Below are 19,838 nucleotides of genomic sequence, written 5' to 3' on the forward strand. Positions count from 1 at the left end.
CAGATGTCATATTCATTACACAAACTAAGGGTAACCAACCGCCGCTACTTGAACAAAAATTCGCAATTTCCATAGGTAAATTAGCTAGAGGTTTATCTGTATAAGCATATAACGTGCCAGACGTGCCAAGGCTCATGGTGGCAATTCCCTGCTTAATATTGCCAGTACCAATAGCTCCCATCATATTGTCGCCACCGCCAGTAGAAACCACTACTTGCTCAGACAACCCAAGTAACTGAGCCACTTCAGCCCTAAGCGTGCCTATTTTCTGTTCCGCACTCAATAAAGGCGGTAATACTTTTTGTATATCTAATTCAGGAGCAAGTTTGGAAAAGGCTTGTTGATGCCAAGTGCGGTTATGTATATCAAAAAATCCCGTACCTGAAGCATCGCCATATTCCATACAAAATTGTCCTGTCAGCCAATAATTTAGGTAATCATGGGGCAGCATAATTTTAGCGATAGATTGGTATTTTTGTGGAAAATGTTTACGTAACCAAGCTAGTTTTGATGCGGTATAACCTGTTTGTACCATAATACCTAACTGTTCAAATGCCGCTTGTTGACCACCTAGAGCTTCAATAAATTGTTCATTTTCAACTGCTGTTTCCGTATCACACCAAAGTTTAGCTGGATATAAAGGCTGGTCATGTTCATCTAACACCACTAACCCATGTTGCTGACCAGAAACGCCAATTCCTTTAATCAAGTGCGGTTCAATTTGAGCTTGTTTTATTGCTTGCTGGCAAGCATTAACCAAAGCTTGCGTCCACCATTCTAGCTTTTGTTCTCTACGACCTTGAGTATTTTCGATCATCTCATGAGCCGCATAACCCACGCCGATCACTTGCTTCTTACGACTATCTACCACAATAGCCTTTGTTCCCTGTGTACCACAGTCTATGCCAATATACATTCTGCCCCCTACCATATAAAAAGTGCGGTATAAAATTGCAAAAAATTATACCGCACTTTGTTATCGCTAATTAAAAATATATTGATTTACTAAATTCTCTAAATATTCCTGTTGCCCAGAAACTGGCTTAGGATTGATCTGTTGGCTTTCCACCAAATGAGCTAACTGTTCCAACGAACTGCTTCCAGTAAGAATTTGTTGTCCTAATGATGAATTCCAACCTGCATAACGTTGTTCAAGCATATTTTGTAATACTTGTTGTTCTAACATTTTAGCCGCTCGTTTAAGAGATAGAGCTAACACATCCATTGCACCAATATGAGCATGGAATAGGTCATAAGGATCTGTACTTTGGCGACGAATTTTCGCATCAAAGTTAAATCCACCAGTGGTAAATCCACCACCTTTTAAGATTTCATATATTACTAGCGTATTTTCTTCTACACTATTTGGGAATTGGTCTGTATCCCAGCCTAATTGAGGATCGCCACGATTTGCATCAATGGAGCCAAAGACATCCAAAGCAACCGCAGTAGCAACTTCGTGTTGGAAAGTATGACCAGCTAGAGTTGCATGGTTTGCTTCAATATTGACCTTGATTTCTTTTTCTAAACCAAATTGTTTTAGGAAACCATAAACAGTAGCAACATCGTAATCATATTGGTGTTTTGTTGGCTCCTGTGGTTTAGGTTCAATTAATAAAGTACCTTTGAAACCAATTTTATGCTTATGTTCTACAACCATTTGCATAAAACGTCCTATTTGTTCACGCTCTCGTTTTAAATCTGTATTTAACAATGTTTCATAGCCTTCACGTCCACCCCATAATACATAGTTTTCACCATTTAGGCGTTTGGTTGCATTCATTGCAGTGGAAACTTGAGCCGCTGCCCAAGCAAAAACTTCAGGATTTGGATTTGTTGCTGCACCAGACATATAACGTGGATTTGTGAAACAATTAGCTGTACCCCACAAGAGTTTTACGCCCGTTTCTTCTTGTTTCTGTTGTAAAACATCAACTATAGTATTGAAGTTAGTCAAATACTGTTGAAAGGAATTTCCTTCAGGAGCGACATCTATATCGTGAAAACAATAATAAGGCACACCCAATTTACTAAAAAATTCAAAAGCAATATCTGCTTTTTGTTTTGCTGCTAGTAAATCATTGTTTTTTTGCCAGCTACGGTCTAGCGAGCCTGCACCGAACATGTCGTTACCAGCCCAGCAAAAAGTATGCCAATAACATACTGCTAAGCGCAAATGTTCAGCCATAGTTTTACCTAGGATGACTTCATTTGAATTGTAATGTTTAAACGCAAAAGGGTTGTTTGAACTTACGCCCTCATATTGGATTTTTTCGATTTTTTCAAAATAATTAGACATCATGTATTCTCCTTGATACGAGTAAAATGAGGAATCAAGGGCATAATGATAAAAATCTAAAGTTCTCTCAATTATGTTATTTCACTTTTTCATTAAGATTATTGGTTATTGCGAGCTAGATCACAAAAAATAAAAATCGTAATGGAAATATCAGATTTGATAATGTCAACAATTTATTTAACAAGCTAATATTTATACAAATTTTCTCTTGAGGAATATATATGGGTGATAATGCTTTTGATATTTTTGTTGATAGAGGAAACACTAATAGTGCTAAGTGGTCAATTTTAAATAAATATGGCAAAGATATGATTTCAATGTCGGTCGCCGATATGGATTTACTTGCACCTCAGATGTTAATTGATAAATTAGCACAACAAAACAGAATGGGGATCTATGGTTATACGATATTGCCTGATAATTATTACGATATTGTTCGCAAATATATTTTTAGACATTATCAGTATGAGATTGCTAGCGAAAACATTGTTTTTTGTCCGAGAATTATTCAAGCAATCTCTATTTATATTAAAGAATTTACCAAACCATCAGACCATATAGCTGTTTTGACACCATCATATGCACCAATTGTAAATGCTATTTTATTAAATAACCGAATAGTTGAAAGTTGTGCATTAATCTATCAAGCAGGCTCATATAGAATTGATTTTGAGCAATTAGAAAAATGTTTTCAAGTCGCTAAAACATTTATTTTAATCTCACCGCACAATCCAACCGGTACTGTTTGGTCACATAGTGATTTGTATCGTATTGCTACCTTAGCAGAAAAATATGGCGTCTTCATTTTATCCGATGACGTTCATGCAGATTTCGATTTTTCAGGTAACAAACACATAATTATTTCAACAATAAGCAAATATGTCGAAAAGCATTCTATTATTTGCACATCACCAGCGAAAACGTTCAATATACCAGGGCTTGAAATTTCTAATTTACTTATTTGTGATAGAAAAATTAGGCAAAATTTTCAAGGTTGTATGCAAGCTTTAGGTATGCATAACCCAAATTTCTTTTCTATTCCTGCAATTCAAGTAGCTTATCAATATTGTGACGATTGGGTAGGCGAATTAAGAAACTATATTTTTCAAAATAAATTAATTGTAAAAAATTTTTTTGCACAGGAAATACCTCAGTTAGAAGTTATAAATAGTGCGGGAACTTATCTTATTTGGGTTAATTATAGTCAGTTACAAATTACTGAAGAGAAGCTGAAATATTGGTTTATTCATTTATCTAATATTGAAGTGTCTTGGGGAAGTGATTTTGGTCACGAAGGGCGGTCATTTTTTAGAATGAATGTTGCTATGCCTCGTTCTTTGTTAAGAAAAAGTTTGGAGCGAATAAAACAGGGTTTCATATTATTGCTACAGGAGGACACTTACCATGAATAATGAAGCAAAAATTCCTACGTTGATGCAGGCATTATCTCCTATATTGGTCATGTTGATCTTATTAGGGTTAGGATATGCTTTCTTTGACTTACCAGCAGAGCCACTAATGGTAATTTCATGTGTTTTTGCTGGATTTTTAGTAAAGAAATTAGGCTATAACTATAGCGATATTTTATCCGCTATAGCCAATAAAATCGCTAAAACTATGCCAGCGTTATTGATTTTAATTACTGTTGGACTGTTAATAGGGACTTGGATTGCGGGTGGCACAATCCCAATGATGATTTATTATGGATTAAAAATCATAGATCCTAAATTTTTATATATTACCGCACTTGTCTTAACCTCTATTGTATCGGTTTGTACAGGAACTTCTTGGGGATCAGCAGGTACAATCGGTGTTGCGTTTATGGGAGTCGCAATTGGGTTAGATGCTAACCTTGCAGCCACCGCAGGTGCGGTCGTTGCTGGGGCTTATTTTGGTGATAAATTATCTCCTTTATCTGATACAACGAATATTGCGTCAGCGGCGACTGGCGTTGATCTTTATGAACATATAGCACATTTGCTTTATACAACCTTACCTTCTTTTTTATTGTCCGCAATTGTCTATGTGGTTTACGGTATGAGCAGTAATTTCCATGATGTCGCAACCCCAGAAAAAGTATTAGCGATGCTAACGGGGTTAGAACAAATTTATCACTTTAATGTTGTTTTATTGCTTATACCTATCGTTATTATTTTGTGGGGATCTATTACTAAAAAACCGACAATTCCTGTAATGTTGCTTTCAGCTTCTGTTGCGATATTAAATGCAATTTTTGTACAAGGTTTTTCATTACATGATGTAATAAATAGTGCAGTCAATGGATTTAATATTTCAATGATCAATAATGATCTATCAGTTAGTGCAGACTTAGCTAGACTTTTAAACAGAGGCGGAATGAACTCAATGATGGGAACCTTGCTCATTTGTTTCTGTGCATTATCTTTTGCAGGAATCTTGTCTCTGAGCGGTGCATTAGATGTGATCATTAAACATCTACTTAAACTTGTAAAATCTACAGTTTCGCTGATTTTCACAACCATTCTTTGTGGATTAACTATGATTGGTGTGACTTGTAATGGTCAAATTTCCATCTTAATTCCAGGTGAAATGTTAAAAGATGCTTATATTGAACGTGGATTACACCCTAAAAACCTCAGTCGAACCGTTGAAGATGCTGCCACAATAATCGAACCAATCTTACCTTGGACTGCCGCTGGTGCTTATATGGCAGGAACGCTTGGAGTATCAACGCTCTCTTACTTACCTTGGGCTATTTTATGTTGGAGCGGTATTGTATTTGCAATTTTATGGGGTATGACAGGATTTGGAATTGCGAAATTAAAATAATTGACTCATTTTTAGACGATAAAAATCACTGTTCGATTTAAAGTGCGGTGATTTTTTTATTTTTTCAATAGTTACATTGCGTTATGTCATTTGATGATGAAAGTATTGCTTATTGTGTGCTAGGTCACAAAAAACAAAAAACGTAATAGCATTATGAAATCTGATAATTGAATTCCATTTGCAATCTGCTCAAACTAACCAAGAGCTAATCACAGATTACTCAAAATCTTTTTTCAACTACTTGAGGTGATATATGAAATTTAAATCCACTTTATTAGCAATAACCACCGCACTTGTGATTTTCGGTCAAACTGCGGTTGCAAAAGATTTGAGAATAGGAATGTCTATTGATGATCTTCGTTTAGAACGCTGGCAAAAAGATCGTGATATTTTCGTAAAAAAAGCCGAAGAATTAGGTGCAAAAGTTTTTGTTCAATCAGCCAATGGTGATGCGAGTTCACAGATTTCACAAATTGAAAATATGCTTAATAAAGATATTGATGTGCTAGTTATCATACCTTTTAACGGTGAAGTTTTAGGTAATGTTATTTCTGAAGCTAAAAAAGAAGGGGTAAAAGTACTAGCTTATGACCGCTTAATTAACAATGCAGACATTGACTTCTATGTTTCTTTTGATAACGAAAAAGTGGGAGAGTTACAGGCACAAAGTATTCTTGAGAAGAAACCTGAAGGTAATTATTTCTTAATGGGTGGATCTCCAGTAGATAATAACGCCAAATTATTCCGCAAAGGACAAATGAAAGTGTTACAACCACATATTGATAGCGGAAAAATTAAGGTTGTAGGCGATCAATGGGTTGACTCGTGGTTGGCGGAAAAAGCGTTGCAAATTATGGAAAATGCACTGACAGCAAATAAAAATAATATTGATGCAGTTGTCGCATCAAATGATGCGACTGCTGGTGGCGCTATTCAAGCTTTAAGTGCTCAAGGATTAGCAGGTAAAGTCGCTATTTCAGGACAAGATGCCGATTTAGCAGCAATTAAACGTATTGTAGATGGTTCACAAACAATGACGGTTTATAAACCAATCACCACTTTAGCGAATAAAGCAGCAGAAATAGCAGTTGATTTAGGTAAACAAGAAAAAATCAGTTCTAATGCTGTATTAAATAATGGTCAAAAAGATGTGCCTGCATATTTATTAGAACCCGTTATTGTTACTAAAGACAATATTGAACAAACGGTAATTAAAGATGGTTTCCATAGCAAACAGGCTATTTATAAATAATCTAGGTTAAATCAATTTAATGGCTGAAAGCAATTTCAGCCATTTTCAAAAGGAATACATTATGGCGAAATTATTAGAAATGAAAAATATCACTAAGAAATTTGGTGATGTCTGTGCATTAAATAATATTTCGATTTCGCTAGATATGGGCGAAGTTCTTTCTTTATGTGGAGAAAATGGCTCCGGTAAATCCACTTTAATGAAGGTATTATGTGGCATTTATCCATTTGGCGATTATGAAGGAGAGATCTATTTTAGTGGTGAAAAATTAGTTGCACATAATATTAAAGATACTGAGCAAAAAGGCATTTCAATTATTCATCAAGAACTTACGTTAGTTAAAAATATGTCGATTTTAGAAAATATGTTTTTAGGTAATGAGATAAGCCAATTTGGTATAGCTGATGACAATGAGATGTATCTACGATGCCAAACATTATTACAGCAAGTTCAATTAGATGTGGATCCTCATACTAAAGTCGGTGAACTTGGTTTAGGGCAACAACAATTAGTTGAGATAGCCAAAGCACTAAATAAACAAGTTCGATTATTAATTCTAGATGAACCTACAGCCTCTTTAACAGAAAAAGAGACCACACTTTTGCTAAATTTAATCAAAGACTTACAGTCCCATAATATTGCTTGTGTCTATATTTCACATAAATTAAATGAAGTTAAAGCTATTTCTGACAATATTTGTGTTATCCGTGATGGTGAACATATTGGAACTCGTCCAGCCAAAGGTATGAGTGAAGACGATATTATTACCATGATGGTTGGACGTGAAATTACTTCTCTTTATCCCCATGAACCCCATGATATCGGTGATGAAATCCTAAGGGTTGAAAACCTCACCGCTTGGCATCCTACAAATACTCACATTAAACGTGTCGATAATGCCAATTTTACTGTACATAGAGGCGAAATTTTAGGCGTTGCTGGACTTGTTGGCTCAGGGCGTACAGAAATGGTGCAATGTCTATTCGGTAGTTATGAAGGGAAATATCAAGGTGATATTTTTATTGATAACCAAGCTGTTCAAATTAGGAATTGTGCCGAAGCCATTTCACATCATATTGTCATGGTGCCAGAAGATCGTAAAAAACATGGCATTGTACCTATTATGGGCGTTGGGAAAAATATCACTCTTGCTGCTTTACCTCAATTTTGTTTTGGATCAAAAATTATAAATGAGCCTCTTGAACAAACCATTATTAATCAATCTATTGCTAAATTAACAGTTAAAACATCTTCTGCAGAATTAGCTATTGGACGCTTAAGTGGTGGGAATCAGCAAAAAGCTATTCTAGCTAAATGCTTATTATTAAATCCGAAAATCCTTATTTTAGATGAGCCAACCAGAGGGATTGATGTAGGAGCAAAATATGAAATCTATAAATTGATCAATCAGCTTGCACAACAAGGGATGGCAATTATCATTATCTCTTCTGAACTACCAGAAGTATTAGGTATTAGTGATCGAGTTTTAGTTATGCATCAAGGGCAAATCAAAGCTGATTTAATTAATCAGAATTTAACTCAAGAACAAGTCATGGAAGCAGCCCTTAAGGAGTAAAAAATGAACAAATTAAAATCCATTAATTTACAGGTTTATATAATGTTAATCGCCATTGTAGTAATCATGAGTTTTTTCTCATTTGCTACGGATGGAGCATATTTAAGTGCAAGGAATATTTCTAATTTGCTACGTCAAACCTCTATTACTGGCATCCTCGCTATTGGAATGGTATTTATCATTATTTCTGCTGAAATTGATCTTTCCGTTGGTTCATTAATGGGGCTACTTGGTGGCTTTGCAGCAATTACTAATGTTTGGTGGGGCTGGCCACTATCTTTAACCATCTTGGTAACCTTAGCACTAGGTCTCATGCTAGGTGCATTTAATGGTTGGTGGGTTGCTTATCGTAAAGTGCCATCTTTTATTGTGACTTTAGCAGGTATGCTAGCGTTCAGGGGTGTTTTGATTGGGTTAACTAACGGAACTACTGTTTCTCCTATTAGCTCTGAAATGATTGCTATTGGACAAGGCTATTTAGCAGATAGTTTAGGTATGATTCTAGGTTCAATAGCTATATGTTGTTTCATTGCTTGGGCAAGCTATCAGCGTAAAGCTCGCCAGTCATTAAATTTAGAGGTAATGCCCTTTAGTCAACAGGGTCTTAAATTTGCTTTAGTAGCAATATTAATTCTAGGGGCAATTTATTTGCTTAATACTTACCGAGGAGTACCTTTCCCTGTTTTATTACTTGCTCTATTAACAGTAATTGGTACATTCTTAGCACGTAAAACTGCCTTTGGTCGCCATATTTATGCCATTGGAGGTAATATTGATGCAGCTCGTTTATCGGGTATTAAAGTTGAAAAAGTAAAATTAATCATTTTTTCTCTTAACGGTTTCTTAGTTGCTATTGCTGGCTTAATTTTGAGTGCTCGTTTAGGTGCAGGTGCTCCATCTGCTGGACAAAATGCTGAACTAGATGCTATCGCAGCCTGTGTTATTGGCGGTGCAAGTTTAGCTGGAGGGATAGGCACCATTTATGGTGTAGTGATCGGAGCATTTATTATAGCCTTACTTGATAATGGTATGAGTATGTTAGATGTACCTACCTTCTGGCAATACATTGTAAAAGGTGCAATCTTATTGTTAGCAGTTTGGGCAGATACTTTAAGTAAAAAGAAAGCATAAAATTTAATAAAAACTAACCGCACTTTAACAGTTAATCTATTAAAGTGCGGTAGTTTTTTGATCAGTTTTGCCAACTTTGCTGTTTTACTTTATATTTGACTAACAGCAAAGGAGATAAATATGTCAGAACAATCTTACAAAGTTGCACTGCTTTTTAATGCTAATAAAGTCTATGATAGAGGAGTTATTGAAGGAATAGGTCAATATATCCAAGCCTCCCAAAGTACTTGGGATATTTTTATGGAAGATGATTTTACTTACCATAAAGAAGAAATCAAAAATCTTTCCATTGATGGCATTATTGCTGATTTTGATGATATTGAAACAGCAAAATTATTAGATAACATTGATGTTCCTATAATTGCCGTTGGCGGCTCCTATCAGAATCCTCAACATTATCCTGACTTACCTTATGTCGCTACCGATAATTATGCCTTGGTCGAAATGGCATTTCTTCACTTAAAACAAAAAGGAATTAATCAATTTGCTTTTTATGGCTACCCCACTCAATCCCCTAAGCATTGGGCGATTGAGCGACAAAAAGCATTTGTTAATTTAATGCAAAAGTATGATCACCAACCTTATTATTACTTAGGAGATAAAGTTAATAGTCAGAATTGGGTAGAATCTCAAGCTAAACTTTGCGAATGGTTAACAAGCTTACCTGCACATACAGGAATTATTGCTGTCACAGATGCAAGAGCGAGGCATTTATTACAGGCTTGTGAACATTTAAAGATTGTTGTACCGGATCAACTTTGTATCATTGGCATTGATAACGAAGAACTAATTCAATATTTATCTAGAATATCCCTTTCCTCTGTAGTTCAAGCCACTCGGCAAATTGGCTATCAAGCAGCTAAACTACTTGATCAAAAATTGGCTGGCAAAATAATTTCTCATAAACCACTTTTAATTCCTCCTGTAAAAGTAGAAGAAAGACGTTCAACAGATTACCGCTCTTTACAAGATCCACTGGTTATTCAAGCTATGCATTTTATTCGCCATCGAGCTTGCCAAGGGATAAAAGTAGAACAAGTATTAGATCATTTACGTATATCACGTTCTAATTTAGAACAACGTTTTAAACAGGAAATCGATCAAACAATTCATCAGGCTATTCATGAAGAAAAGTTAAATCGTGCCAAATATATGTTGCGTTTTACTGAGATCTCGACTCAAGAAATCGCTGAAATATGTGGCTATCCCTCTTTGCAATATTTTTATGCAGTATTTAAAAAAGAATATGGGAAAACACCTAGAGAATTTAGAGCGTGGCATAACCAAATTTTATAAAACACCTACTCTTAAAAAACCTCTGGAGTTATTCCAGAGGTCAGGGATTAAGGACGAATATCGCGCAAAATTGGATTTTGCATGGAAATCAAAGTTTCTGTGGATTGGATCTCATCGATCAATTGAATTTTTGTTGCAAGAACAGAATGTAGTTCGGCAATAGTATGAGTCATTACTTTAATAAAGATAGAATAGTTACCTGTTGTGTAGTATGCCTCAATGACTTCGTTGATACTTTCCAATTGTTTGATGACTTTTTCATAGTCTTTTGCACTCTTTAAAATAATGCCTATAAAGCAGCATACATCGTAGCCTAGCTTTCTCTCATCAATGCGAATTTTTGTGCCTTGGATAATGCCCGATTGTCGCATTTTTTCTACTCGCACATGGATAGTTCCTGGACTGACCCCGAAACTTTTTGCCATTTCTGCATAAGGGGTGCGTGCATCTTTAATTAATACCCGTAGGATCTGTTGATCTAGTTGATCTAAATTTAACATACCTTATTTTACTCCTTTTTGATTTTTAAATTTGAAAATATATAAAAATATTATGTTATTTTTATTGTTTTTTCAATGTTTATAAAATTTTATATTATGCCTATTGAGTTATTTGCCTTTTCTATTAGATAATACCTAACATGAATTTTGATATTCAAGTACATATTATTAATTATAAGGATTTACACCATGAAAAAGTCATTTATTTTACAACAACAAGAAATTAGCTTTGCTAAAAACACGTTTACCGACAAATTAATCGAACATTTAGGGATCATCGAGGTTCAAGGCCCTATCCTAAGCCAAGTTGGCAATGGTATTCAAGATAATCTTTCAGGCGCAGAGAAAGCAGTTCAAGTAAATGTGAAACAGATCACAGATGCTAAATTTGAAGTAGTTCATTCACTAGCGAAATGGAAACGTCATACATTAGCTCGTTTTAAATTCTCTGAAAATGAAGGTTTATTCGTGCATATGAAAGCACTACGTCCAGATGAAGATAGCCTTGATCAAACTCACTCTGTTTATGTGGATCAATGGGACTGGGAAAAAGTCATTCCTGCTGGTCGTCGTAACCTTGCGTATTTAAAAGAAACTGTACGCTCAATTTATCAGGCGATTTTAGAAACTGAAGATGCTGTAAGCCAAAAATTTGGTTTAAGTAAGTTCTTACCAAAAGAAATTACCTTTGTTCATAGCGAAGAGCTAGTACAACGTTATCCAGGAATGAATGATAAAGAGCGTGAAAATGCAATTTGTAAAGAGCATGGCGCAGTATTTTTAATCGGTATCGGTGGCAAATTATCCGATGGCAAACCACATGATATGCGAGCACCTGATTATGATGACTGGACAACTCCGTCTGAAGGCGAATATTTTGGCTTGAATGGCGATATTCTTGTGTGGAACCCTGTGTTAGAACGTGCATTTGAACTATCTTCAATGGGTATCCGTGTAGATGAAACTGCATTGCGTAAACAGCTAGCATTAACTGGCGATGAAAATCGTTTGCAATTTGACTGGCACCAAGATCTTGTCAATGGACGTTTACCACTTTCTATTGGTGGTGGTATCGGACAATCTCGCTTAGTCATGTTGCTGTTACAGAAAAAACATATTGGTGAAGTTCAATCAAGTGTTTGGCCAAAATTTGTCATGGAACAATTTGAGAATATTTTATAGTTATTGATTGATGTACCAATAAGATGAAGTGCATTCATATGAGTTTGCATTAAAAAATCCAAATTTCCTCAACTATGAAAAAATAGCGTTAAAGTTTATATCAAGGCTTTAACGCTATTAATTTGCTATACAGAAAAGAATTCAAGCCATTTATATTCTAAATAAAATATCCATACGCTACCAAAACTATTCTCCCCCTCTAAAGCAGCATTAAATGCTCTCTATTTTAGATTATATAAATATTATTCCACCTGTTACCGATAATAGTCAGTGAGGCTTACTCAATACAGCAGCGCAAATATGCTATTTCTATCTAGTAGCTATAGCCATATCATGAGAAAGTTGAACAGAAACACATTCAGTTAGAGGAAAAGAATTAAAAATTCTCGTTAAAAGGTATTCAGCAAAGTGCCATTAGCAACTATTTTAGCCATTACACCGAAAAAAATGGCAAGGTGTAAGGATAACACCTTGCCAAAATCTATCTGTAAATTTCAACTTTATTTGAATTGTTGATTACGTTGTTTCACGAATGAGTAGATAAAATACAACAATGTTGCTGCACCGAAACAGTAATAGCCAATCCACACCACAGGTAATACATTTTTCGCCATGAAAATGTACATTGAGATTGAAACAAATGTGATAACTAAAGAGACCGCTTTCGCATAAGCCCAAGGTTGAATATCCACTTGTTTAGTATATTCTTCGTTGTATGGGGTTTCCATTGGAACGATACGACCAATAATCAACATTACAGCTACGTTAACGACAAATAAAATGGTGATTAAGTGGAAGAAATGAATGTCAACTTTAATCACAAATTTACATAGGATATAAGCCGCCATACCAAAGACTAAACCGAATTTAGCTGCCACTGCTGGTACACGTTTGGTTAATAATCCCACCACTACAACACTTAAAATCGGAGCATTGAAAATACCTTGTAATTCTTGGATTAAGAAGAATAAACCATCTGGCGCGTTCGCAACTAATGGAGCAACAATCATTGCCATAATTGCTAAACCTGTACCAACCCATTTACCTACGCTTACTAATTTCATATCGCTCGCATTAGGGTTAATTTGTGTTTTGTACACATTACGCGAGAATAAAGTCACTGATGAGTTTAAAGCACTGTTAAAGGTTGATAATACGGCACCCACAACAACTGCGGCAAAGAAACCAACTAAAGTATCAGGTAAAACTAAATGAACTAGATTTGGATAAGCTTGATCTGGAATATCTAATTTACCTTGGTAAATATGATAAGCAATGATACCCGGTAAAATAATAAGTAAAGGGCCGAGTAATTTTAAGAATGCACATAAGAGAACACCTTTTTGTCCTTCTTTTAGGCTTTTTGCCCCGAGGGCACGTTGAATAATAGATTGGTTTGTACACCAGAAGAATAGGTTAGAAATAATCATTCCAGTGAACAATGTTGAAAAAGGCACAACAGAATTATCATCGCCAATGGAATTGAATTTGTCTGGGTTTGCTTCGTAAACAGTTTTTAAGCCATCCCAAGCACTACCATCACCTACATAAGCTAAACCTAACACAGTTACTAAAATACCACCGACTAATAAGCCCACACCATTAATGGTATCAGATACAGCAACGGCTTTTAATCCACCAAAAATTGCATAGACTGAGCCGAGGATACCAATTCCCCATACCATGATCCAAATTGCAGTAGTTTTATCAATGCCGAAAACGGTAGAAACATCAAATAGACTTTCTAATGCAAGCGCACCAGTGTAAAGCACGATTGGTAATAATGAAATGACGTAGCAACCAAGGAACAATAAAGAGGTAATTAATAATGTACCTTTATCAAAACGTTTTTCCAAAAATTCTGGAATAGTTGCAATACCAAGTTTTAAATATTTTGGTAAGAAGTAAAGAGCAAACATCGCAATAGTAATTGCGGCTAAAACTTCCCATGCCATGACGATAAAACCTTCACGATAAGCTAAGCCGTTTAAGCCCACTAAATGCTCAGTAGAAAGGTTAGTTAATAACATTGAACCAGCAATAAAGGTTGCGGTTAATGAGCGTCCAGCTAAATAGTAGCCTTCAGAGTTGCTAAGATCATCTTTTCTGGTGTACCACCAGGCAAGCACAGCAACAAAAGCTGTAAATCCTATAAATGAGATAAGAGCTAACATAGAAATTCCTTATATGAATGAATGTTTCTATCGTTGTTGTAAACAACGCATTGAAAGATCAAATTTTGACCCTGTTTGAAATATATATTTCAAAATTAATCAATTCAAATATTTTTGTTTCATTTTGCTACAGAGATCAAACTTTTCAGTTAAAAACTATCAGAAAATAACCAAAAAATTTTATTTGTAAGGATAATAAACCCAATTCAGATTTGAGGGTCTATGTAACACAGTAGAAAAAAATTTAGATAAAATCACCGCACTTTTGCCATTGCAGAACACCAGTACTAACAGGTAAACTAGGCAAGATTTAACTGGGAACCAATATGAAATTACTAAGCAAATATTCTGTAAAATCAACATGGAACATGGGAATTCTTTGTCTATGTTTAGCAAGCCCATTGTCTTTTGCTGAACATCTTGTTGATTTAAAAGTTGTTGGCGTGACTGGTGCACAAAAAACAGCCAACGTAAATATTTATGTAGATACGATTAATAAAGAAGAACGTGATGGCTCGGAGCGTTATCAACAATTAGTGAGATCCGCCATTGATAAAGCATTGCGTGCTTACGGCTATTACAGCAGTACTGTCACTTTTACCTTACAACCCGCCAAATCCTCTAATAAACCTCTACTTATCGCTAATGTAGATATGGGGCGACAAAGTATTATTCAAAGTGCTGATGTAACCATTCTTGGCGAAGCAAAAGATGATGAGGTTTTTCATGATTTACTGCGTAGAACTGCCAAGAAAGGCGAACACGTAAACCACCTTATTTATGAAAACTACAAAAGCCGTTTGCAAAAACAATTGTTGGCTCGTGGCTATTTTGATGCAGATTTTGAGGTTTCCCGTTTTGAAATCAAACCTTCTACTTATCAAGGCTGGTGGAAAATCGTTTTAAATAGTGGTGTGAGATATAAATTTGGACAATTTAATTTTGAGCATAGCCAAATTCGTGAAGACTACTTACGTAATATGATGTCGATCAAAACTGGCGATAAATATTTAATTAATGATCTTTCCTCTCTGACAAATGACTATACCTCGTCAAATTGGTTTAGCTCAGTTTTATTAGAACCCAAAGTTGATGAAGAGCGCAAAGTAGTTGATGTCAATGTTTTACTTTATCCACGTAAAAAAAATGCGATTGATGTAGGGGTTGGCTACTCTTCCGATGTGGGCGCACGTTTCCAACTCAGTTGGACAAAACCTTGGATTAATAGCAGAGGACATAGTTTCAACAGTAATTTATACATCTCAGCGCCAAGACAATCCCTTGAAGCTAATTACAAAATTCCGTTGCTAAAAAATCCACAACGATATTATTACGAATTATCAGCTGGTTTTGAAAACGAAGAAACAAATGATACGAAAACCACTGCGGCAAGTTTTGCAGCTTTACGTTACTGGAATAGAGTGACAGGCTGGCAACATTCGTTTGGCTTACGTGTGCGCTATGACGCTTTTACACAAGCAAATGTTTCAGATAAGGCTTTGCTCATTTATCCAACGGCATCAGCCAATCGAACACGTTTAAAAGGTGGATTATTTCCAACTTGGGGAGATGCCCAACACATAAAAGTTGATTTTGGTAACAAACTGTGGGCATCAGATACTAATTTCTTCAAGGTGCAAGCTTCAACAGCTTGGATTAGAACCTTTGAAGATAATCATCGTTTCTTAGTGCGTGGTGAAATAGGTTGGTTACATACCAAAGATATTAATAAAATACCGCCCGCACTTCGTTTCTTTGCTGGAGGTGATCGCAGTGTGCGTGGATATGGCTATAAGAAAATTTCCCCAAAATCAGCAAATGGTAAATTATTAGGTGCATCACGTTTATTAACAGTGAATGCTGAATACCAATATCAAGTAGCTGAAGATTGGTGGCTAGCAACTTTTACTGACACAGGTCTAGCAGCAAATCAATTTAGCACCAAAGAATTACATTATGGCGCAGGTTTCGGCGTGCGTTGGGCATCGCCTGTTGGTGCCATTAAATTAGATATAGCTACGCCAATTCGAGATAAAGACAATAGCAAAAACATTCAATTCTATATTGGGTTAGGTTCAGAATTATAGGTGTAAAATGACACAATCATCACATGAAAATACAGCTACGGAGCAACAAGAAGTGCCACCAGCGAAGAAAAAAAATAAAACATGGCGTTGGATCTTATGCTCAATAAGTGCGGTCATTTTATTGCCTGTTTTGTTCCTATTGACAGCGCTTGCTACTAGTAGTGGGCAACGACTTCTTATTCAACTAGCAGATAAATTTATGGATAATCTGCATATCGAACAAATGACTGGTGGGTTGCAAGAAGGTTTACAACTCAAGCAAATTTCTTTTCAATCACAAGGCATTGATACCAATATTGCGCAAGCAACTTTGCAATTAGACTTACATTGCCTATTGCATGCTAAAGTGTGTTTAAAAGATCTTACTTTAAACCAGCCCCAAATTAAGATTGATTCCACTCAGCTACCCAAATCAGAACAGAAACCTTCGCAACCAATGCAGAAAATTAGTTTGCCAATTGAAATTGAAGTTAACAATATTGAAGTCAATCAGTTAGATCTCACAATAGACCAACAGCAGGTTCAATTAGAAAAATTTCAGACCGCACTTACTCTCAATAATGAGCAAGGTTTAACCTTATTGCCGACAGAAATTAACGGCTTAGCTATCACTTACCAATACATGGAGAATAAAGTCGTAGAAAAAAACGATGCAACAACTGCAAATAAACCACTTAATTGGAAAAAACTGACAGAAACACTAAAAAAGCCCTTATTGGCGGATTTACCCGAAATTGAATTGCCATTTGATCTGCATATTCAAAACATCCAAGGCAAAAATTGGCTTTATCAACAAATTGGAACTCCTCATCAGCAACAAAGCGATTTACGCCAAATTGAAATTGCTAATATCTCGTTGCAAGCAGATAGCGCTGACGACCATCTTCAACTACAAAAATTTCAATTGGAGAGTAATTTAGGTCAATTACAAGGCGAGGGAAAAGTACAACTTAAACAAGAATTTCCACTTGAGTTACAACTTCAGGCAAAACTTAAAGATCTCAAACATGAAGGAAAATTACTTTTACCGCAAAGTGATATCAAGCTAATGTTAACTGGAAGTCTTAAAAAACAGACCGCACTTTCATTGCAAACGCAAGGTGCTATCAATGCCACATTACAAGCTAGCGCTCAACTTTCCACACCACAAATGCCTTTTAACATTGATTTAAACATAACAGGTGGACAATATCCTTTCGAGAAGAAATCAGCAGATCCTTTCAAAATCCAAGATATTTATTTTGCTGCACAAGGAGATTTGCTCAATTATCAAGCCTCATTACAAGGAAATGTGAGTGGCATGGGCATGCCAAAAACACAAGTAGCGTTAGTGTTAGAAGGCGAATTAACCCAATTGACTCTACAAAAACTCAAACTGAATGCCCTAAATATGCAAGCAAATGCCAATGCTCATCTGAACTGGCAAGACAAACTCAAGCTAAAAAGTCATATTGACCTAAAAGGTAATAATGTTCAGTTCAACAATATGCGTATTAACAAAATTGATTTGCTCACAGACATTAGCCTTGAAGATATGTTACAAGGGCAAGTAGATCTTGATTTGAATGGTTTTAACTTCAACGAAATCAAATTGAACAATACGAAGTTGCAAGTTAAAGGTACTGAACAACAACATAACTTAACCTTGACCGCTCAAGGTGAGCCTGTTTCAGCTAAGTTGAATTTAACTGGAAAATTTGACCGCACTTCGCAACAATGGCAAGGGATTTTAAGCCAAGTAAATATACAGTCTTTAATTGGCGCTTTAACTAATAGTGAAAATATTCAGTTATCCTATGATAATAAAAATACCCTCGCACAAGTTTCAGCGCATTGCTGGAAAGCACCAGATATTCATCTGTGTTTCCCGCAAAAATTTAGTGTGGGAAAAACAGGAGAAATTCCATTTGAGTTTAAAACCATTAACTTAGATTTAGTTAATAAGCTGATTAAGCAGGATACTTTTAAAGGACAATTATCTAGCCAAGGAAAATTCGCATGGTTTACGGATAAAGCGCCTTATATGACGTTGCAAGTTAAAGGCAATAATCTAACTATTGCACAAAAACTAGATTATCGTACCTTCAAACTGACAATCCCCACATTAAATCTCAACACAGAGTTACAGAACAATAATTTGACCTTGAATGCCAATATCAATATTCAAAATCAAGGACAAGTTAATACAGAGCTAAAATTAGTGGACTTAACTAACCAGAAAAAACTGAATGGTAATTTAAAAATCAACGGGATGAATTTAAATATTGCTAACCAACTATTATCTAGTGGAGAAAAAGTCGATGGTGATATAAATGCAAATTTAAGTTTCGCAGGAGATTTAAACACCCCTCTTTTGAATGGTGATTTCACAGTTCATCAAATTAAAACCAAAATGAAATCCATGCCTTTTGACATCACAAATGGCGCAATTGCACTTAACTTTTACGGCAACCGTTCAACCCTAAAAGGCGATATTCAAACTAACGACAGCCGTTTAAATATTGAGGGACAAGCAGATTGGCGCAACCTTAACAGCTGGCAAGCAGGGTTACGTATTAATGCAGATAAATTTAAAGTCAATATTCCTTCTATTGCGAAACTACAATTGTCGCCAAATATTGAAATCAATGTCACACCTAAACTTTTAGATTTAAGTGGCAATATTGATATTCCTTGGGCAAGAATTGAAATTGAGAGCTTGCCAGAAAGTGCGGTAGCCTTGAGTGAAGATGAAGTTATTTTAGATGGACCAAACAAAACCAAAGAAATCAAATTAAGTAAAGCAGAAATTGCAGCTACAACCAAAAGTGGTATGCAAATTCGTTCTGATTTAAAAATCAAAATTGGTGATGATGTTCATTTGAATGCTTACGGATTAAAAACGGAGTTAAATGGCTTATTATCCGTACAACAGGAGAAAGGTAAACTCGGCTTATTTGGACAAATTAATTTAAAAAATGGTCGCTACGAATCTTTTGGGCAAGACTTATTAATTCGCAAAGGAATTATTAGTTTTTCTGGTCTACCCTCTCAACCAATGTTAAATATAGAGGCTATTCGTAATCCAACAGCGATGGAAAATGCCAATGTGACCGCTGGCGTTAAAGTGGTCGGTATTGCTGACAGCCCAGAAGTAACCGTATTCTCTGAACCAAGTACTTCACAAGATCAAGCCTTATCTTATTTACTTACTGGACGTTCTTTAGAAAATAGCGGAGAAGCCGGTTCTGGTGGATCTATTGGGGCTGCTTTATTAGGTATGGGATTAGCTAAAAGTGGTAAATTAGTCGGTGGCATTGGCGAAGCATTTGGTATTCAAGACCTGAACTTAGGGACTTCTGGGGTTGGCGATGGCTCAAAAGTAGTCGTCAGTGGCAATATCACACCTAGATTACAAGTAAAATATGGTGTCGGCTTATTTGATGGATTAGCCGAATTTACTTTGCGTTATCGTTTATTACCTAAACTTTATTTACAATCCGTTTCTGGTGTAAACCAAGCGGTTGATTTACTTTATCAATTTGAATTTTAAC

At 35.7% G+C, this 19,838-nt stretch carries 13 protein-coding genes; 9 read left to right on the forward strand and 4 right to left on the reverse strand.

Going from position 1 to position 19,838, the window contains the following annotated elements; translation table 11 throughout:
- Together xylB and xylA are read right to left on the reverse strand one after the other, a co-directional pair.
- Nucleotides 1–916 (reverse strand): xylulokinase (xylB, locus tag B0186_RS10125; protein WP_078219256.1); only part of this gene is annotated, 916 nt, incomplete at its 3' end.
- Nucleotides 917–982: 66 nt separating this feature from the next.
- Complete coding sequence (gene xylA / locus B0186_RS10130) at nucleotides 983–2,299, reverse strand: xylose isomerase (protein ID WP_078219292.1); 1,317 nt, start codon at nucleotides 2,297–2,299, stop codon at nucleotides 983–985.
- 221 nt (nucleotides 2,300–2,520) lie between these two features.
- Between xylA and B0186_RS10135 the strand changes: the two genes are divergently transcribed.
- The 6 genes from B0186_RS10135 (at nucleotide 2,521) to B0186_RS10160 (ending at nucleotide 10,362) form a co-directional block, all read left to right on the forward strand.
- Nucleotides 2,521–3,711: a MalY/PatB family protein gene (locus B0186_RS10135; protein ID WP_078219257.1), complete on the forward strand. Its 1,191-nt coding sequence runs from the start codon at nucleotides 2,521–2,523 to the stop codon at nucleotides 3,709–3,711.
- Complete coding sequence (gene nhaC / locus B0186_RS10140) at nucleotides 3,704–5,107, forward strand: Na+/H+ antiporter NhaC (RefSeq protein WP_078219258.1); 1,404 nt, start codon at nucleotides 3,704–3,706, stop codon at nucleotides 5,105–5,107. The genes B0186_RS10135 and nhaC overlap by 8 nt, the downstream gene beginning before the upstream one ends.
- A gap of 253 nt (nucleotides 5,108–5,360) precedes the next feature.
- The gene (xylF, locus tag B0186_RS10145; RefSeq protein WP_078219259.1) at nucleotides 5,361–6,359 is read left to right on the forward strand and encodes a D-xylose ABC transporter substrate-binding protein; all 999 of its coding nucleotides are present in this window, start codon (nucleotides 5,361–5,363) and stop codon (nucleotides 6,357–6,359) included.
- A gap of 61 nt (nucleotides 6,360–6,420) precedes the next feature.
- The gene (gene xylG, locus B0186_RS10150) at nucleotides 6,421–7,935 is read left to right on the forward strand and encodes a D-xylose ABC transporter ATP-binding protein (protein ID WP_078219260.1); all 1,515 of its coding nucleotides are present in this window, start codon (nucleotides 6,421–6,423) and stop codon (nucleotides 7,933–7,935) included.
- A 3-nt stretch (nucleotides 7,936–7,938) separates the two neighbouring features.
- Nucleotides 7,939–9,066 carry a sugar ABC transporter permease gene (locus tag B0186_RS10155; protein WP_078219261.1) on the forward strand — a complete coding sequence of 376 codons (1,128 nt, stop codon included), beginning with the start codon at nucleotides 7,939–7,941 and terminating at the stop codon, nucleotides 9,064–9,066.
- Between the two features lie 120 nt (nucleotides 9,067–9,186).
- A complete protein-coding gene (locus B0186_RS10160; RefSeq protein WP_078219262.1) occupies nucleotides 9,187–10,362 on the forward strand; it encodes a XylR family transcriptional regulator in 1,176 nt (391 codons plus the stop codon).
- A gap of 47 nt (nucleotides 10,363–10,409) precedes the next feature.
- Here B0186_RS10160 and asnC read toward each other — a convergent pair whose 3' ends face one another.
- Complete coding sequence (gene asnC, locus B0186_RS10165; RefSeq protein ID WP_078219263.1) at nucleotides 10,410–10,862, reverse strand: transcriptional regulator AsnC; 453 nt, start codon at nucleotides 10,860–10,862, stop codon at nucleotides 10,410–10,412.
- Between the two features lie 189 nt (nucleotides 10,863–11,051).
- Between asnC and asnA the strand changes: the two genes are divergently transcribed.
- Entirely contained in the window at nucleotides 11,052–12,044 is a 993-nt protein-coding gene (gene asnA / locus B0186_RS10170) for an aspartate--ammonia ligase (RefSeq protein WP_078219264.1), read from the forward strand.
- 500 nt (nucleotides 12,045–12,544) lie between these two features.
- On the opposite strand, the gene B0186_RS10175 is transcribed toward asnA, so the two are convergent.
- Nucleotides 12,545–14,218 carry a solute:sodium symporter family transporter gene (locus B0186_RS10175; RefSeq protein WP_078219265.1) on the reverse strand — a complete coding sequence of 558 codons (1,674 nt, stop codon included), beginning with the start codon at nucleotides 14,216–14,218 and terminating at the stop codon, nucleotides 12,545–12,547.
- Between the two features lie 326 nt (nucleotides 14,219–14,544).
- On the opposite strand from B0186_RS10175, the gene tamA reads away from it, so the two are divergent.
- On the forward strand, nucleotides 14,545–16,305 hold the full coding sequence (gene tamA / locus B0186_RS10180; protein ID WP_078219266.1) for an autotransporter assembly complex protein TamA: 1,761 nt from the start codon (nucleotides 14,545–14,547) through the stop codon (nucleotides 16,303–16,305).
- Between the two features lie 7 nt (nucleotides 16,306–16,312).
- The gene (tamB, locus tag B0186_RS10185) at nucleotides 16,313–19,837 is read left to right on the forward strand and encodes an autotransporter assembly complex protein TamB (protein ID WP_078219267.1); all 3,525 of its coding nucleotides are present in this window, start codon (nucleotides 16,313–16,315) and stop codon (nucleotides 19,835–19,837) included.
- Nucleotide 19,838: the final 1 nt, after the last annotated feature.

The organism is Canicola haemoglobinophilus, assembly GCF_002015075.1.
Taxonomy (GTDB): domain Bacteria; phylum Pseudomonadota; class Gammaproteobacteria; order Enterobacterales; family Pasteurellaceae; genus Canicola; species Canicola haemoglobinophilus.

What these genes read in the sequence shown, in the direction of transcription:
- xylA (WP_078219292.1), bottom strand. Translation starts at nt 2,299, where the DNA reads ATGTCTAATTATTTTGAAAAAATCGAAAAAATCCAATATGAGGGCGTA.
- tamB (WP_078219267.1), top strand. Translation starts at nt 16,313, where the DNA reads ATGACACAATCATCACATGAAAATACAGCTACGGAGCAACAAGAAGTG.
- asnC (WP_078219263.1), bottom strand. Translation starts at nt 10,862, where the DNA reads ATGTTAAATTTAGATCAACTAGATCAACAGATCCTACGGGTATTAATT.
- B0186_RS10135 (WP_078219257.1), top strand. Translation starts at nt 2,521, where the DNA reads ATGGGTGATAATGCTTTTGATATTTTTGTTGATAGAGGAAACACTAAT.
- B0186_RS10175 (WP_078219265.1), bottom strand. Translation starts at nt 14,218, where the DNA reads ATGTTAGCTCTTATCTCATTTATAGGATTTACAGCTTTTGTTGCTGTG.
- xylF (WP_078219259.1), top strand. Translation starts at nt 5,361, where the DNA reads ATGAAATTTAAATCCACTTTATTAGCAATAACCACCGCACTTGTGATT.
- B0186_RS10155 (WP_078219261.1), top strand. Translation starts at nt 7,939, where the DNA reads ATGAACAAATTAAAATCCATTAATTTACAGGTTTATATAATGTTAATC.
- nhaC (WP_078219258.1), top strand. Translation starts at nt 3,704, where the DNA reads ATGAATAATGAAGCAAAAATTCCTACGTTGATGCAGGCATTATCTCCT.
- tamA (WP_078219266.1), top strand. Translation starts at nt 14,545, where the DNA reads ATGAAATTACTAAGCAAATATTCTGTAAAATCAACATGGAACATGGGA.
- asnA (WP_078219264.1), top strand. Translation starts at nt 11,052, where the DNA reads ATGAAAAAGTCATTTATTTTACAACAACAAGAAATTAGCTTTGCTAAA.
- xylG (WP_078219260.1), top strand. Translation starts at nt 6,421, where the DNA reads ATGGCGAAATTATTAGAAATGAAAAATATCACTAAGAAATTTGGTGAT.
- B0186_RS10160 (WP_078219262.1), top strand. Translation starts at nt 9,187, where the DNA reads ATGTCAGAACAATCTTACAAAGTTGCACTGCTTTTTAATGCTAATAAA.